We start from the raw sequence: 14,655 nt of genomic DNA, 5'->3' as shown, positions 1-14,655 counted from the left end.
TTGACAGACTACTAGAGGGGTTGTACCTGCGTAATTCCAGAAAATTAGAGTCACATTTGGAAACTTCAACCTACTATGAATTCTCAACAGTCTAACAAATTGCCACTATGGGTACAAGATAGAGACAAGGTAATTGCAGCCAGCACTGATGCTCAATGGCGCAATCAAAAACCCCCTGACTATAGCCGTTCTCAGCAAAACCTAGCAAAAGAGAGTATCCACCATCATCTCGAAGGTACACTAGAAGCTATAGTTGAAAATCTGGTGAGAACCTTTGAAATGGAAGTGTCATGGAAAACTAACCCCCAACAGTGGTTATCTATCGTCAATGACAAATTCCGGGTAACAAGCAATGGTGGTCAAGAATACACCGCTGCCGAATTAGGTAAATCAGGTACTTATAATTTATTTATGGCTGATTCTGAACATTACAAAGCTTCAGAGGAAAGTTTTGAATCATCCCATGATATCTTTCATAGTACCTTTCCTCAAGGATTTCCCTGGGAAGTATTGGCGGTTTATTCTGGTCCTCCCAATGTTACATTTAAATGGCGACACTGGGGACATTTTCAGGGTAAGTATAAAGATTATGCACCCACAGGGAAAACAGTTGAAATTATCGGTATGAGTGTTGCTCATGTCACCGAAGATTTAAAAATTGTTTCCTTAGAACACTATTTTGATAATGCCCTATTTTTAGAAAGCCTGACAGCAGGTGGCAAACTAGAAAATAGTGAAAATAAGAGCGGTGGTTGTCCTTTTGGTTCTTGGTTTCAGGGATTGAAGAAAAGTTAATCGCTCAGGGTACAGATTCAACACTGCGCCCTAAAATTATAGCAGATCCCCGACTTCTGTTTTCATGATGTTAATAAATGATGAATTAATACTAGAAGTCGGGCATATTACCACAGTAACCTAAAATTATAGATTAGTCAGCAAGCAAAGAAAATGCAAACATACTATTACGTTTTGGCCAGTCAACACTTTCTTATGGAACAAGAACCGATAGACGAAGTTCTCAAAGAACGGACTCGTAACTATCATGAACAAGAAAAAGAAATTGATTTTTGGTTAGTTAAGCAACCCGCTTTTTTAGAAACACCAAAAATGGCAGATATTAAAAAGAAATGTCCCCAACCTGCGGCAGCCATTATTTCCACCAATTCGCAATTTATAACTTGGCTAAAACTGCGGTTAGAGTATGTGATTACTGGAGAATTCTCCGCCCCTAGCGACACTATACCAAATCCATTAGCATCCCTTACCACAGCTTCTTAATAGGGAACAGAGAACGGGGAACGGGGAATATATAAGAATTTCACCTCTTCCCCAATTACCAATTACCAATTACCAATTACCAATTACCAATTACCAATTACCAATTACCAATTACCAATTACCAATTACCAATTACCAATTACCAATTACCAATTACCAATTACCAATTACCAATTACCAATTACCAATTACCAATTACCAATTACCAATTTATGCAAATATTAACAATCTTACCAAGTGCCTTATTACTAGCAGTTACTCCCTTAATTAGCAATATTAATCCTGTTATTGCTCAACAAAATCTTACTAATTGTCAACCACCAAATGCAGGAGAATATTTATTATTAGTAGTAAGTCCCACAACTGAAAATCAAAAGCAGTTGCGTAGTGCATTACCGACTGAATTAAAAACAGTTATTTGCAAATATAATAATCAAACAGTAACGCGAATTGGTGGGTTTAAAAATATTGATGATGCCAATCGCTGGGCAAGGTATATTCAGAATATAGTTGGTTTATCTGCCATTATCACCACTCGTGCTACAGAACAAGCACCTCAACAAGCACCACAAACAACACCAAAATTACCAACTTCAAAAATTAGCTATAACCCCAAAATATTAGGGGAAGGTTATGCAATTCTGGTTGATTATTTTAACCGTCCAGAAATGGTTAGTAGCCTGCAAAAATCCGTAGGAGGTGATGTGGGTTTTGTCTCCTATGGACAACGCCCTTACCTGTTGGCAGTTTATACTACCAATCAAAAGGAAGCATACAATACATTAAAAAAACTTAGCGAAAGTGGATTTGTAGCTATCTTAGCTGATGGTCGGAAAGTAGTTTTACTCCGCTCAATTGTCCGTTGATAATTAGTTAGAGGAGAGTTTAAAATTATCCTACGACGATATGGCGGTATGATTTACTTTTTGCGTAAGATGTTTACTAAATTAATGACAGCGAATTTTTCGTAATTAGTAAATAACCTGCAATGCTAGTACCGACAATATTTGGCAACCAAACCCAACCATATAAGATATTTTCTGATACAACCAAAATACCTGTAATTAGTTGAAATGTATCGTACAGTAGGATGATACCCAAAGTCAAGGCAAAGCTGTTATATTTGGTTCTTGTTTTTAAGTTAATGCCTATGGCTGAACCTAAAAAGGCAAATACAGTGGAGGAAATAGCTGAGGCAAAGCGTTTTTGAATGTGAACTTGTAGTTTGAGAAAATTTTGGTGATCGCCCGCTGTTTCCAAAATTGACAATTGCTGATAAGCTTGATATAGACTCATTTCTCTATGATCAAGTTTTTCTCTATCTGCCTTAAATTGTGAAGATATATTCGGTAAATATAAAGATATTTTATGAAATTTTAGATTTTTTCCATAAGAACCATTGGTATTAATAATAGTTTTATTACCATCATAAAAATAGCAATATTCTTCACTATGGCATTCTGCAAATTTAGAATTAATAATCATCTTTAATCTTTCATTATCTCTAATTAATAAGACTACAGATTTCATTTTTCTTTCGGTTAATTCTTTTGCATAAAATAGGTATTTAAGATATTTACTTTTAGAAACTATATCATCTGTGTTATTTTGGGATATTTGAACATAAAATATATCATGGATTCTGATGTTTTCTCTACTAATATTTAGATGTTTTTCTAGAGTAATTGCTGCTTTGTAGTTAGCTGGAGGAACAACTACTTCATTCAAGATTAACATCAAAATTGTTAATAATAAACCTATCATTACCGCAGGATATACTAATCTGTATAAACTAAGCCCGCAGTTTTGTAAAGCAATAATTTCAGTATTTCTTGATAGCTGCTGATAGGTAAAAATAGTTGCCATTAAAGTGGCAATAGGTAGGGAATAAATAATAAATTCTGGTAATTTCAGGATATGAAGATATATAAGAACATCAAAAGATAACCTTTTCTCTATCAAAAATCTAAATTGTTCAAAGGAAATACCAATTGATTCCGCAACCACAGTAACAATGACAATACTAAATAATAAAGGGGTTATTAATTGAGAGACTAAATAGCGTTCTAGTAATGATATTTGAGTAAAAATATTGATTTTCTTCATTTATCATTTTTTGGGTTTTATATGATGTATAAGCGGACAATATGTCCGCCTTCTTTATGTAACAGAGTATTAATTAGTTAAAAATTCTCAGGTTTTGCCTTAACTGTTAATGAAAATGACCGCTGCTTGTGCTGCTTCCGAAACTTCAGTCAAGCACCTGGCTTGTGAACGACTACCAACATTAAAGATGTTTCTACACTGTTCTCTTAGCTCTAATCGTACCCTACCAATATCAGCAGCAGTTGTAGTCTTATCCAAGGTTGCCGAATAACCTAATGAAGGAACATTAATAGTTAAGGTCTTTGGGTTAGTATCACTAGATGTATTACCAGATGTATCACTAGATGTATTACTAGATGTACCCCCACCACAGGAAGTTACTGTTAAACCAGTGAGTATAATTCCCACTAGCTTGCGGGTAGAAAAAATCGTTGTCATAACTTTAACACCTGAATTGCACTAATTAAATTTTTACATAAGATTCTAATTTACACAAGATTTGCCTGAAAATCTGATTATTACGTACGAGCAATATCCTTGTTTACTGACAACCGACTAATATACAGCCCGCGCTAACCAAGAAATAGCTACACCTAAAACTGAACCAGCGATAACTTGAACTGGTGTATGTCCTAATAATTCCTTGAGACGGTCTTGAAAAAAGTCCGGTTTTTCATGGAATAATTCATCAATCATTTGATTGAGAATTTTTGCTTGCTTGCCAGCAGCTTGACGCACTCCAGCGGCATCGTACATAACGATGATAGCAAAAACTGTAGCTAGAGCAAATTCTGGAGATGCCCAACCTAAAGTTTGGCCAACACCGTCTGCTAGGGCTGTTACTAGGGCTGAATGGGCGCTGGGCATACCTCCAGTAGTTACTAAAACACGCACGTTTAATTTACGATGTTTGACTAACTCAACGATAAGCTTTAATCCTTGAGCTACAAAACAAGCTACAAGCGCAACCAGCAGCACCCGGTTGTTAACAATTTCGCCTATGTCCTGCATGGTATTTTGGTGAAGTTAGTAAGTGTAAGCAGTGATTGTATGGAGGAAAAACGGCAGTAGAAGCCAAAATTTAGTTAAAATCCACAATTGGGCTTAGTTATTGCGGTTGATGATAAAGTGAGCGAGCGCTTGCAAAGGAATGGCTTTTTCACCATAGGATGCTAATTCAGCACAAGCTTGAGCAACCAGGTGTTGAGCTTTAGCGCGAGATTCTTCAATTCCCCACAGACTAGGATAGGTGACTTTCTTGGCTGTGAGATCCTTACCAGCGGTTTTACCTAACTGCTCTTGGGTAGCAGTGATATCCAGAATATCATCAATGATTTGGAAAGCCAGACCGATATTTTGAGAATAACGAGTTAATTTTTGCACATCTTCGGCAGATGCACCAGCAATAATTCCCCCACAAACTACACAAGCTTCTAACAAAGCTGCGGTTTTATGATTATGAATAAAATTCAGGGTTTCTAAGGAAATATCTGACTTACCTTCCGATTCCAAATCTACCACTTGACCACCGACTAAGCCAGCCGCACCCAAGGCTTTACCCAGGCGAATGATGACTTGTAAAACTCTATCCCTAGGTACATTTGTAGGAGTTTGGGCGGCTACGTGTTCAAAAGCTAAAGCCAATAAACCATCTCCTGCCAAAATAGCCACATCTTCACCATAAACTTTATGATTTGTGAGTTTACCGCGACGATAATCATCATTATCCATGGCGGGTAAATCATCATGAATCAAGGACATGGTATGAATCATTTCTACGGCACAAGCTGTAGCCATAGCCATTTCTATTGTGCCACCAATCATGTCAGCAGTCGCAAGACAGAGAATAGGACGAACTCGTTTACCTCCAGCTAAGAGAGAATAGCGCATAGCTTCATAAATCTTTTCTGGATAAACGACGGTAATGGAATTATCCAAAGCTTGTTCGCAAAGCTGTTGTCGTTGTTTGAGATAGGTAGCGAGGTTAAAACTAGCCGACTCTGATTTTTTTGGGGTTTCCAATCTTTTATCCGTTGCTACCATGCTTTGTATTCCTCTTGACTGTTCAAAATATTGGGCTGTTTGTGATCTGTGTACCAATTTTACGGGGCTTTGGGGCGGAAACACTCACGGTTTTGGTGAGTAATCATGAATATTCATAAAAATTATTTCTCAGTTGCCTGTGGTTTGTAAATAGCTAGAAACAGTATTTTGCAATAACATGGCTACTGTCATTGGACCGATACCACCAGGAACAGGAGTAATATATTCTGCCACATTAGCGATCGCTTCAAACTGAACATCACCAACTAACCGACTTTTACCATTGCTATCTGTAACCCGATTTATTCCCACATCTACCACAACTGCGCCCGGTTTTACCATCTGGGCATTAATCATTCCCGGAATCCCGGTGGCAGCAATGAGAATATCAGCATCTTTGGTAATATCTTGTAAATCCTGGGTTTTGGAATGGGCAATTGTGACTGTGGCATTAGCTGCTAATAACATCAAAGCCATCGGTTTCCCTACTAAAATACTCCGTCCTACGACTACGGCTTTTTTGCCCTGTAAAGGAATTCTATATTCTGCTAACAATCGCATCACACCGGCAGGAGTACAACTCCGTAAACCGGTTTCACCTCGTACCAGTCTTCCTAAGTTCACAGGGTGGAGTCCGTCAGCGTCTTTATCCGGGGCAATTTGATGTAGTAGACTGACAGCATCTAAATGATTGGGAAGGGGTAGCTGGACTAAAATCCCATCTACTTGATCATCTGCGTTGAGTTGGGCAATTACTTCCTCTAGTTCGGTTTGGCTGGTTTGGGTGGGAAAGTGTTTACCAAAAGAGGTAATTCCGACTTTGGCACAGGATTTTTCTTTGTTGCGAACATAAGCGGCTGATGCGGGGTTGTCTCCCACCATTAATACCGCTAATCCAGGCGATCGCCCAATTTTACCTTGTAATTTGCTAATTGTCTCACTAAGTTCTTGCTGAATTTTATCGGCTAATGCTTTACCATCAAGGATTTTCGCAGTTTGTTTCATAAGGGAATAGGTGACAGGTGACAGAGAATTGTTTCTTATTTAGTGCTTACGCACAAATCACGGAATAACGATAGCGAAGCGTGGCGTTAGCCATACCACAGAGTCACAGAGGACACGGAGAAATGAGGGTTTCAGAGATATTTTCCGTAAGTCCTGTTATTTTTGTCTGTTCTGCACTTTCGTCCCTTCATTTTCTCATTTTCCCAGTCCCCCTAAAATTTAATTTTTAAAGTACAATACTTACTCACCAATTTTCATGACGCAAGTTGCGTGAATATAAGCTAAATCGCATACCCCAACCAGCTATCCATCGTGCAAGATACCGACTCTATGAATGACATTGCTGCTGCACTCCAACAGCCAGCAGATTTAGACTTTGCATTACCTGATCCAGAAGATGAACAAATTCCTGAGTCCGACTTTTTACAACAACTTGATGTAGCATGGCAGGTATGCGATCGCTTTGATTTACAAACAGAAATTTGGCGTGGTCGCATTTTACGCGCTATCCGTGACCGTGAGAAAAAAGGCGGAGATGGACGCGGTGCGGGTTTTCTTAAATGGCTCAAAGAACGCGAAATCAGCAAAACCCAGGCATACAGTTGGATTCAATTAGCCAATAGTGCTGATACCTTGATATCAGATGGCAAACTGAACCCAGACACGGTTAATAACTTTAGTAAACGGGCATTTGTAGAAACCGCCAAAGCGTCTCCAGAAGTACAACAGATGGTCAGTGAAGCTGCGGAGAAAGGCGATCGCATTACCCGCAGAGAAGTCCGTCAACTCAGTGACGAATGGACAGCCATGTCCTCCGATTTATTACCAGAAGAAGTTAGGGAAAAAGCCGCAGATAACAGTCTGCCACCGCGCTACATTGCCCCTCTGGTCAAGGAAATGGAAAAACTGCCCGAATTGCACCAAAAGGCATTACAAAGGGATATAGCCGCCAATCCTGATGTTGATACTGTTAAACAAGCTACCTCAGAAGCCCGACAATTAGCCAAATATCTCAAATCTGCTGCCCAAGTGCAAGCGTTAATAGCGGAAGATGTAGATATTGAAACTGCCTTAGAAGAAGCCCAACGAGTCGGTTGTTTAAGTATTGCTGCTGACTTGGTAAATCAAGCATCACAAATTGAACAAACCATTGGCAAATTGTATATGACCTGGAAAAAAATTAGTAGTTTAGCGGACAGGTTATATGTGGATACTGGTGCAAGTACGCCCAATTTGCGATCGCTCCTCACCTGCATAGAACCTCTAGGAGGGGAAATCATGGAACTGCAATTAAGCGGTACAACAGAACATACCATTAGATTACAGATTCAGGAAACGAGTTAAGTAATTGGTAATTGGTAATTGGTAATTGGTGATTGGTGATTGGTAATGGGTAATTGGTAATTGGTAATTGGTAATTGGTAATTGGTAATTGGTAATTGGTGATTGGTAATTGGTGATTGGTAATTGGTGATTGGTAATTAGTCAAACTCTTTCCCAGTCCCCAACTTCCCCAACTTCCCCAACTTCCCCAACTTCCCCAACTTCCCCAACTTCCCCAACTTCTCCAACTTCCCCAATCTTACGGTGCTAATTCTTCCATTTTCTTCGCCAGTTCTACATCCAAATTGCTGATAGCATTACCGATGTCGTGGGTAATAAGATTTACCTGGACTGTACTGTAAACATTAAACCATTCCGGGTGATGTCCAAGTTTTTCCGCGTGAACACCCACACTAACCATCCAACCTAACGCAGTTGCAAAGGAGCTAAATTTATATTCTTTGTATAATTTGCCTTCTTTAATTTGCCATCCTGGTAAACTATTGAGGGCTAATTTTAGTTCTGCTTCGCTGAGTTTTTGTGCTGCCATTTTCCTAACCTACATAGAGATTTATAAATACTGATTCTACCTAATTATCATCTTTTTCTATTTTTCCGCTTCCATCTTTTGACGAGTATATTTAGATAACGGAAATTTAAATAACGGCGATACTTTTGCACTACTTCTTTCCCCACCAACAGCGTACCTGGCCAAAATAGAACTTCAGCCAAAACTAATAACGCTGGAACTAATATAGCTTTTTGGGCGAGAGAAATTGGCAAAAATGGCACTATCACAGCGATCGCCAACCATGGTAAAAATGAAATGATAATTAACACTAAACCCAACTTTTGCATATTTTCTGATGATGACGGAATCTGAGTTTAGTATTTTTGTATGTTTAGCTGGAGTGGTTTAACTCACATTGTAGGTTTTTATTTCACGCAAAAAATGATTTGTTTCATTTGCATAAAATCTCTGAGTAATGAAATGATAGAGTTATAATTGAGTAGTGATACTGAATATGCTATTTACCTGTAATTTCAGACAACTTAGAGAAGGGGAATCAGTGGATGTACAAGATTTATTTGGCTATGATTACAACTATTTTTAGTTTAGTTAGTGATCCTGTCTATGCCGCAAATCCTGCACATATTGAGCAGCTATTAAAGACAAAAAAGTGTGTTAAATGTGACTTGTCAGGAGCCGAATTGCTGGGGGTTAACCTATCAGAAGCCGAATTGTTAGGAGCAAACCTGTCAGGAGCTAACTTATCAAATGCTAACCTATCAGAAGCCCATCTAGGAAAAGCCGACCTGTCGAGAGCCAACTTGTCAAATGCCAACTTGTCAAGCGCCAACCTGTTAAACTCCAATCTATACAGAGCCAAGTTATATAACGCTAATCTTCAAGGAGCAAACCTTCAAGGGGCAATGATGCCTGATGGCACAATTCATCCTTAAAGATAGAGCAAAAATAATCAAAATCCTGATTCTGACAACTGAAACATTCAAAAATCAAGCTACACCATAACCAGTATAAGGACGTTTGTAGGGTGGTTGTAAACCAAAAACAATATCTTCTTTTCGTATTCCCATATTTACAAGTTCTTGAGCTAAATCTGATTCTGTCATGTTTTGTTGAATCCAGATTTTGTTATCTTTAATATCGAAATGAATGACGCTATGATAAACCCTTCTTAAATCATCCCAACCAACACGCATAAGTTGATAATGATCATGAATAGTATCAAAAATCAGTTCATTATCTATTTCGTCATATTTGGGCTTAAATTTACCATGTTCTTTGAGGATGGTTTGAATACACTGACGATAATGTTCTATGTTGGCCATTGTATGATTAGCGCGTAAGTGTGCTGCATTTTATCAAAACCACAATCAGTAAATTCCTAGCTGACCAAGTATTTGCTTACAAATTCAAATGGAGTCAAACATTCAAACTCTCCTGTTTCTTCAGCCAAAATCCGAATTAACTTATGATTAGCTGAAACAAAACATTGAGAATGTCCTGCTTTTGCCGTCAAATAAACTCCTATATCTTCACGAGGAATAACTCCTGCTGATTCCATTTCTGCCTGAGCAAAATCATCAATTTGAACATAACAAATATTTAACTTTTGCCAAATTCGTCCAATAATTTCTCCTGCCCAGTCTTTATTCTTTAACCGTTTAGCAACTCTGGAAATTTGATCAATTAATTCATCAGAAATAACTACCTCAATTCCATCATTACCTTGAGTTTCCCAACCTAACCATTGCAGAATTTGACCTTCATAACTATTTAAATCCACTGCACCAATCAGATAAACATTAGTATCCAAAAAAATTAACTCAGGAACGGTTGTCATTTTATTTAATCTTACTTTTGTCGGCGTTCTAACGCTATTTCTTGTTTAACCTCTTGCACAAGATCAATAATTTTTTCCCTGGAATCATAGCCAGCTTCACTCAATGCCTGTTTTAATTCCTGTTCTAATTGTTTGGGTGGCATCAGATTAAGCTGTTGATATTCACTGATGTTTGTGAAAAATTCAGTGGTATCTGTTTCTGCAAATAGAATAATCACTCGCACTGAACTAGGTGAAGTGCCTTCAATTGGGTAATCTAAGGATAATTGACCTTGTTCATCAATTTTACCTGTGGTTTGGATTGCTTTCATAAAAGTTTTTAGTTTAATTCGATGACAATAAATATATTTTACCAAAGCTGTAAACTTTAAAAATATTATCCTTTTCATTGAGACTAACAATTAACCAATGCCTAATTCTTAATTCCTGTTGTGGCAATACCCTGTATAAACTGCCGTTGACCAATTAAAAATAATACCATCACTGGTACAGTAGCAATTGTCACCGCTGCCATCATCAACGGCCAATTATTGGTAAACTGCTCTTGAAACTCTGCTAAAGCTAATTGCACTGTTCTTAATTCTGGTCTGGTTGTAAATACCAAAGGCTTAAATAAATCATTCCATTCACCAATAAAGGTAAATAGAAACAGAGTTACTAACGCTGGACGTGCTAAAGGCAACATTATCCGCCATAAAATTTGTAATCGGTTTGCACCATCAATAGCGGCTGCTTCCTCCAATTCTACGGGAATTGTCTGGAAATATTGACGTAACAGAAAAATCCCAAAGCCGTTGACAGCAGTTGGTAAAATCAAAGCCCAGTAGGTATTAATCAGATGTCCCCACTTCAGCACCAAAAAGATGGGAATTACCAATAACTGAAAAGGAATCACCAAAGTTGCTAACACCACCAAAAGCAACGCTTGTCTACCCCGAAATTTTAGCCTCGCCAGGGCGTAACCCGCTAAAGCCGAAGTGAAAATTGGAAAAGCCGTAACTGCGATCGCTACTAAGGTAGAATTAGCAAAAGCTAATAAAAACTTCCCTTGTCCCTACCCCCCGGTAATTGGCTAAAGTCCAATTATTTGGGGAAGTGCCTGTTCGCACCCCCAAAAGAGGTCAGGAAAACCACAATTAGCGGCAGTAACCCTATAAATGCACTTGTTAGCGCTACTAACAGGCTCAACAAATTGGCATTTTTTTAGATTCCAGTTTAGCTTGGACATTGGCTATGACTCCATACATTTGTTTTTCTGTTGGTACAACCATCAGTAAAAACTAATTTAATAACTATAGTTTCTTGTTAAGTTAAATTAAATCACAGTGATAATTACCCCAAATTGATCGGGTAATTTAAGTTTTTGTATTAAATAATTCATGGACAACGGAGTAACACCGAATATGCAGCAGCTTGTAGACCAAATTGAAAAAATTGATTTCCAAAGCGAAATATATAAAGATGCTTATAGCCGCATCAATGCCATTGTCATTGAAGGGGAACAAGAAGCCCACGAAAATTACATGACATTAGCGAAACTGCTGCCAGCACAGGAAGAGGAATTAATTCGTCTCTCGAAAATGGAAAGTCGCCACAAAAAAGGTTTTGAAGCCTGTGGACGGAATTTAAAAGTGACTCCAGATTTAGTATTCGCTAAAAAGTTTTTCTTGGGACTACACGACAATTTTCAAACCGCAGCCGAAGAAGGTAAAGTCGTTACTTGCCTTTTGATTCAATCATTAATTATCGAATGTTTTGCGATCGCTGCCTATAATATCTACATTCCCGTAGCTGATGATTTTGCTCGTAAAATCACAGAAGGAGTTGTAAAAGAAGAATACAGCCATCTTAACTTTGGTGAAGTGTGGTTGCAAGAAAACTTTACAGAATCTAAAGCCGAATTAGAAGCAGCAAACCGCCAAAATCTGCCCATTGTCTGGAAAATGCTGAACGAAGTAGCAGACGATGCCAAAGTTTTAGCTATGGAAAAAGACGCTTTAGTAGAAGATTTTATGATTCAATATGGTGATGCCCTAAGTAAAATTGGCTTCACTACCCGTGATATCATGCGTCTTTCTGCCTACGGACTGGCAACCGTTTAATAACTGCCCACAGGGGTGACGACTTTGTTACCCCAGGGAGGTAGGGGAAGTAGGGGAAGTAGGGGAGGTAGGGGAGGTAGGGGAGGTAGGGGAGGTAGGGGAGTAATAGTTCTGTAGTCAACCGTCAACTGTGAACATTGACCCCTTATGTAGTATTTTTAATAGTTAGATACTATAGTTTGCGATTTCTCCAAAATCCAAAATCTCAAATCCAAAGTTGGTATTGCCCACTAATTCCACAGTTTTGCACGACAGCACACGCCTAATATATCACTCCATGTTTGGTTTAATTGGACATCTGACTAGTTTAGAACACGCTCAATCAGTAGCTCAAGAATTGGGATATCCAGAATATGCCGATCAAGGGCTAGACTTTTGGTGTAGCGCCCCGCCGCAAATAGTTGATCATATCACTGTCACCAGTATCACCGGGCAGAAAATAGAAGGAAAGTATGTAGAATCTTGCTTTTTGCCAGAAATGCTGGCCAATCGTCGTATTAAAGCTGCCACGCGGAAAATTCTCAACGCTATGGCTCATGCTCAAAAGCATGGCATTGATATTACAGCTTTGGGAGGATTTTCCTCAATTATTTTTGAGAACTTTAATTTAGAGCAGTTCAAACAAGTCCGCAATATTAACCTAGATTTTGAACGCTTCACCACAGGCAATACTCATACAGCTTACATTATTTGTCGGCAAGTAGAAGAAGCCTCTAAACAACTAGGGATTGAATTGTCCAAAGCAACTGTAGCTGTGTGCGGTGCAACGGGGGATATTGGTAGCGCAGTCACCCGCTGGCTAGATAAAAAAACAGATGTCCAAGAATTACTATTAATTGCTAGAAATCAAGAACGTCTCCAAGAACTGCAAGCAGAACTAGGACGCGGTAAAATCATGGGATTACAGGAAGCATTACCCCAAGCGGATATTGTCGTTTGGGTGGCGAGTATGCCCAAAGGCGTAGAAATTGACCCGACAACATTAAAACAACCCTGTCTATTGATTGATGGTGGCTATCCTAAAAACTTAGGCACAAAAGTTCAGCATCCGGGGGTATATGTATTAAATGGTGGCATTGTGGAGCATTCTCTAGATATTGACTGGAAAATCATGAAAATTGTCAATATGGATGTGCCAGGGCGGCAATTATTTGCTTGTTTTGCCGAATCAATGCTGCTGGAATTTGAGAAGTTATATACAAACTTTTCTTGGGGGCGTAATCAGATTACCGTAGACAAAATGGAGCAAATTGGTCGTGTGTCCATTAAACACGGTTTTAGACCATTACTAGTTTAGTCATTGGTCATTGGTCAGTGGTCAGTGGCAAAGAAAAGACAACTGACAACTGACAACTGACAACCAACAACTGACAACTGACAACTGACAACGAACATAATTATGGCAACCACTGAGCGCAAACCGCTACTGTTAGATTTTGAAAAGCCTTTAGCAGAACTGGCTACTCGGATTGACCAAATTCGCCAATTGGCTGAAGAAAATGGTGTTGATGTTTCTGGACAAATTCGCCAACTAGAGACACGGGCGACGCAATTACGGGAAGAGATTTTTAGTAGTCTGACACCATCTCAACGATTGCAGGTAGCCCGTCATCCCCGCCGCCCTAGCACTTTAGATTATATTCAATCTATTAGTGATGAATGGATGGAGTTGCATGGCGATCGCTGTGGCGGAGATGATCCAGCTTTAGTTGGTGGCGTTGGTCGCATCGCTGGACAACCGGTGATGATGTTAGGACATCAAAAAGGTCGAGATACTAAAGATAACGTGGCTCGGAACTTTGGTATGGCTGCTCCTGGGGGCTACCGTAAGGCTCTGCGCCTCATGGAACACGCCAATAAGTTTAGTATGCCAATTTTGACCTTTATTGATACTCCTGGGGCTTGGGCAGGCATAGAAGCCGAACATCAAGGACAAGGAGAAGCGATCGCCTATAACCTGCGGGAAATGTTCAGTTTTGACGTACCCATCATTTGCACAGTTATTGGTGAAGGTGGTTCTGGTGGGGCGTTAGGTATTGGTGTAGGCGATCGCCTATTGATGTTTGAACACTCAGTTTATACCGTCGCTACCCCGGAAGCCTGCGCTGCAATTTTGTGGAAAGATGCCAGTAAATCTCACCTGGCCGCCGTAGCCTTAAAAATTATCTCCCACGACCTCAAAAACTTGGGCATTATTGACCAAATTCTCCCTGAACCCTTGGGTGGCGCACACTCAGACCCTTTAACAGCAGCGACAAACTTGAAACAAGCCTTGCTAGAAAACTTAGACGAACTGAACCGTCTGACACCTGCTGAACGTCGCCAACTCCGTTATGATAAATTCCGTAATATCGGCGTTTTCACAGAACTTGCTCACTAAAAATACTCAAGAAAATGGCATAGAATCACAGCAATGCTATAATTGCCTA

Annotated in this window: 19 protein-coding genes and 1 pseudogene; 8 read left to right on the top strand and 12 right to left on the bottom strand. The window is 39.2% G+C overall.

The genetic code is table 11. From position 1 onward, the window contains the following. Nucleotides 1-75: 75 nt before the first annotated feature. The 3 genes from FJR09_RS08955 (at nucleotide 76) to FJR09_RS08945 (ending at nucleotide 2,144) form a co-directional block, all read left to right on the top strand. Entirely contained in the window at nucleotides 76-795 is a 720-nt protein-coding gene (locus FJR09_RS08955) for a hypothetical protein (RefSeq protein ID WP_015079171.1), read from the top strand. Nucleotides 796-948: 153 nt separating this feature from the next. After that, complete coding sequence (locus FJR09_RS08950) at nucleotides 949-1,278, top strand: MgPME-cyclase complex family protein (RefSeq protein WP_015079170.1); 330 nt, start codon at nucleotides 949-951, stop codon at nucleotides 1,276-1,278. A gap of 212 nt (nucleotides 1,279-1,490) precedes the next feature. After that, entirely contained in the window at nucleotides 1,491-2,144 is a 654-nt protein-coding gene (locus FJR09_RS08945) for a hypothetical protein (RefSeq protein ID WP_168651216.1), read from the top strand. Nucleotides 2,145-2,220: 76 nt separating this feature from the next. On the opposite strand, the gene FJR09_RS08940 is transcribed toward FJR09_RS08945, so the two are convergent. The 5 genes from FJR09_RS08940 to folD all read right to left on the bottom strand — a co-directional run bounded on the left by FJR09_RS08940 (nucleotide 2,221) and on the right by folD (nucleotide 6,432). Continuing rightward, on the bottom strand, nucleotides 2,221-3,384 hold the full coding sequence (locus FJR09_RS08940; protein ID WP_015079168.1) for an LptF/LptG family permease: 1,164 nt from the start codon (nucleotides 3,382-3,384) through the stop codon (nucleotides 2,221-2,223). A 99-nt stretch (nucleotides 3,385-3,483) separates the two neighbouring features. Beyond that, entirely contained in the window at nucleotides 3,484-3,822 is a 339-nt protein-coding gene (locus FJR09_RS08935; protein ID WP_015079167.1) for a hypothetical protein, read from the bottom strand. A 117-nt stretch (nucleotides 3,823-3,939) separates the two neighbouring features. After that, nucleotides 3,940-4,395: a divergent PAP2 family protein gene (locus FJR09_RS08930; RefSeq protein WP_015079166.1), complete on the bottom strand. Its 456-nt coding sequence runs from the start codon at nucleotides 4,393-4,395 to the stop codon at nucleotides 3,940-3,942. A 93-nt stretch (nucleotides 4,396-4,488) separates the two neighbouring features. Next, entirely contained in the window at nucleotides 4,489-5,427 is a 939-nt protein-coding gene (gene crtE, locus FJR09_RS08925) for a geranylgeranyl diphosphate synthase CrtE (RefSeq protein WP_168651215.1), read from the bottom strand. 129 nt (nucleotides 5,428-5,556) lie between these two features. Continuing rightward, nucleotides 5,557-6,432: a bifunctional methylenetetrahydrofolate dehydrogenase/methenyltetrahydrofolate cyclohydrolase FolD gene (gene folD, locus FJR09_RS08920; RefSeq protein ID WP_015079164.1), complete on the bottom strand. Its 876-nt coding sequence runs from the start codon at nucleotides 6,430-6,432 to the stop codon at nucleotides 5,557-5,559. Between the two features lie 312 nt (nucleotides 6,433-6,744). On the opposite strand from folD, the gene FJR09_RS08915 reads away from it, so the two are divergent. Beyond that, nucleotides 6,745-7,776: a hypothetical protein gene (locus FJR09_RS08915; protein ID WP_015079163.1), complete on the top strand. Its 1,032-nt coding sequence runs from the start codon at nucleotides 6,745-6,747 to the stop codon at nucleotides 7,774-7,776. On the opposite strand, the gene FJR09_RS08910 is transcribed toward FJR09_RS08915, so the two are convergent. From FJR09_RS08910 to FJR09_RS08900, 3 genes are all read right to left on the bottom strand, one after another. Further along, on the bottom strand, nucleotides 7,748-7,921 hold the full coding sequence (locus FJR09_RS08910) for a hypothetical protein (RefSeq protein ID WP_015079162.1): 174 nt from the start codon (nucleotides 7,919-7,921) through the stop codon (nucleotides 7,748-7,750). The genes FJR09_RS08915 and FJR09_RS08910 overlap by 29 nt on opposite strands. A 93-nt stretch (nucleotides 7,922-8,014) precedes the next feature. Then, the gene (locus tag FJR09_RS08905; RefSeq protein ID WP_015079161.1) at nucleotides 8,015-8,305 is read right to left on the bottom strand and encodes a 4a-hydroxytetrahydrobiopterin dehydratase; all 291 of its coding nucleotides are present in this window, start codon (nucleotides 8,303-8,305) and stop codon (nucleotides 8,015-8,017) included. A gap of 47 nt (nucleotides 8,306-8,352) precedes the next feature. Then, nucleotides 8,353-8,613, bottom strand: a complete 261-nt coding sequence (locus tag FJR09_RS08900) for a transporter suffix domain-containing protein (protein ID WP_015079160.1) — start codon at nucleotides 8,611-8,613, stop codon at nucleotides 8,353-8,355. A gap of 237 nt (nucleotides 8,614-8,850) precedes the next feature. Between FJR09_RS08900 and FJR09_RS08895 the strand changes: the two genes are divergently transcribed. Beyond that, nucleotides 8,851-9,219 carry a pentapeptide repeat-containing protein gene (locus tag FJR09_RS08895; RefSeq protein WP_217359769.1) on the top strand — a complete coding sequence of 123 codons (369 nt, stop codon included), beginning with the start codon at nucleotides 8,851-8,853 and terminating at the stop codon, nucleotides 9,217-9,219. A 54-nt stretch (nucleotides 9,220-9,273) separates the two neighbouring features. On the opposite strand, the gene FJR09_RS08890 is transcribed toward FJR09_RS08895, so the two are convergent. The 4 genes and pseudogenes from FJR09_RS08890 to FJR09_RS26125 form a co-directional block, all read right to left on the bottom strand. Then, complete coding sequence (locus FJR09_RS08890; protein ID WP_168653819.1) at nucleotides 9,274-9,609, bottom strand: XisI protein; 336 nt, start codon at nucleotides 9,607-9,609, stop codon at nucleotides 9,274-9,276. A gap of 56 nt (nucleotides 9,610-9,665) precedes the next feature. Further along, entirely contained in the window at nucleotides 9,666-10,124 is a 459-nt protein-coding gene (locus tag FJR09_RS08885) for a hypothetical protein (RefSeq protein ID WP_015079157.1), read from the bottom strand. 11 nt (nucleotides 10,125-10,135) lie between these two features. Continuing rightward, nucleotides 10,136-10,435, bottom strand: coding sequence for a hypothetical protein (locus FJR09_RS08880; RefSeq protein WP_041457755.1), 300 nt, complete (start codon nucleotides 10,433-10,435; stop codon nucleotides 10,136-10,138). A 101-nt stretch (nucleotides 10,436-10,536) separates the two neighbouring features. Continuing rightward, a pseudogene (locus FJR09_RS26125) lies at nucleotides 10,537-11,352 on the bottom strand (carbohydrate ABC transporter permease). Nucleotides 11,353-11,527: 175 nt separating this feature from the next. Here FJR09_RS26125 and FJR09_RS08870 point away from each other — a divergent pair. The 3 genes from FJR09_RS08870 (at nucleotide 11,528) to FJR09_RS08860 (ending at nucleotide 14,606) form a co-directional block, all read left to right on the top strand. Then, entirely contained in the window at nucleotides 11,528-12,226 is a 699-nt protein-coding gene (locus FJR09_RS08870; protein WP_168653820.1) for an aldehyde oxygenase (deformylating), read from the top strand. A 277-nt stretch (nucleotides 12,227-12,503) separates the two neighbouring features. Continuing rightward, entirely contained in the window at nucleotides 12,504-13,523 is a 1,020-nt protein-coding gene (locus FJR09_RS08865) for a long-chain acyl-[acyl-carrier-protein] reductase (RefSeq protein WP_039202860.1), read from the top strand. Nucleotides 13,524-13,625: 102 nt separating this feature from the next. Next, complete coding sequence (locus FJR09_RS08860) at nucleotides 13,626-14,606, top strand: acetyl-CoA carboxylase carboxyltransferase subunit alpha (protein WP_015079153.1); 981 nt, start codon at nucleotides 13,626-13,628, stop codon at nucleotides 14,604-14,606. The last annotated feature ends 49 nt before the right edge of the window (nucleotides 14,607-14,655 follow it).

Origin of the sequence: Dolichospermum sp. UHCC 0406, assembly GCF_009712025.1 — a bacterium.
In the GTDB taxonomy this organism is placed as follows: Bacteria; Cyanobacteriota; Cyanobacteriia; order Cyanobacteriales; family Nostocaceae; genus Dolichospermum; species Dolichospermum lemmermannii.
Note: the sequence above shows the minus strand (reverse complement) of the source record. Positions and strands in the feature narration are given on the sequence as shown.

Excerpts from the sequence above, each read along its gene's own strand:
- FJR09_RS08930 (WP_015079166.1), bottom strand. The coding sequence starts at position 4,395 with ATGCAGGACATAGGCGAAATTGTTAACAACCGGGTGCTGCTGGTTGCG.
- FJR09_RS08935 (WP_015079167.1), bottom strand. The coding sequence starts at position 3,822 with ATGACAACGATTTTTTCTACCCGCAAGCTAGTGGGAATTATACTCACT.
- FJR09_RS08890 (WP_168653819.1), bottom strand. The coding sequence starts at position 9,609 with ATGGCCAACATAGAACATTATCGTCAGTGTATTCAAACCATCCTCAAA.
- crtE (WP_168651215.1), bottom strand. The coding sequence starts at position 5,427 with ATGGTAGCAACGGATAAAAGATTGGAAACCCCAAAAAAATCAGAGTCG.
- folD (WP_015079164.1), bottom strand. The coding sequence starts at position 6,432 with ATGAAACAAACTGCGAAAATCCTTGATGGTAAAGCATTAGCCGATAAA.
- FJR09_RS08905 (WP_015079161.1), bottom strand. The coding sequence starts at position 8,305 with ATGGCAGCACAAAAACTCAGCGAAGCAGAACTAAAATTAGCCCTCAAT.
- FJR09_RS08955 (WP_015079171.1), top strand. The coding sequence starts at position 76 with ATGAATTCTCAACAGTCTAACAAATTGCCACTATGGGTACAAGATAGA.
- FJR09_RS08940 (WP_015079168.1), bottom strand. The coding sequence starts at position 3,384 with ATGAAGAAAATCAATATTTTTACTCAAATATCATTACTAGAACGCTAT.
- FJR09_RS08945 (WP_168651216.1), top strand. The coding sequence starts at position 1,491 with ATGCAAATATTAACAATCTTACCAAGTGCCTTATTACTAGCAGTTACT.
- FJR09_RS08900 (WP_015079160.1), bottom strand. The coding sequence starts at position 8,613 with ATGCAAAAGTTGGGTTTAGTGTTAATTATCATTTCATTTTTACCATGG.
- FJR09_RS08870 (WP_168653820.1), top strand. The coding sequence starts at position 11,528 with ATGCAGCAGCTTGTAGACCAAATTGAAAAAATTGATTTCCAAAGCGAA.
- FJR09_RS08880 (WP_041457755.1), bottom strand. The coding sequence starts at position 10,435 with ATGAAAGCAATCCAAACCACAGGTAAAATTGATGAACAAGGTCAATTA.
- FJR09_RS08895 (WP_217359769.1), top strand. The coding sequence starts at position 8,851 with ATGATTACAACTATTTTTAGTTTAGTTAGTGATCCTGTCTATGCCGCA.
- FJR09_RS08885 (WP_015079157.1), bottom strand. The coding sequence starts at position 10,124 with ATGACAACCGTTCCTGAGTTAATTTTTTTGGATACTAATGTTTATCTG.
- FJR09_RS08860 (WP_015079153.1), top strand. The coding sequence starts at position 13,626 with ATGGCAACCACTGAGCGCAAACCGCTACTGTTAGATTTTGAAAAGCCT.
- FJR09_RS08950 (WP_015079170.1), top strand. The coding sequence starts at position 949 with ATGCAAACATACTATTACGTTTTGGCCAGTCAACACTTTCTTATGGAA.
- FJR09_RS08865 (WP_039202860.1), top strand. The coding sequence starts at position 12,504 with ATGTTTGGTTTAATTGGACATCTGACTAGTTTAGAACACGCTCAATCA.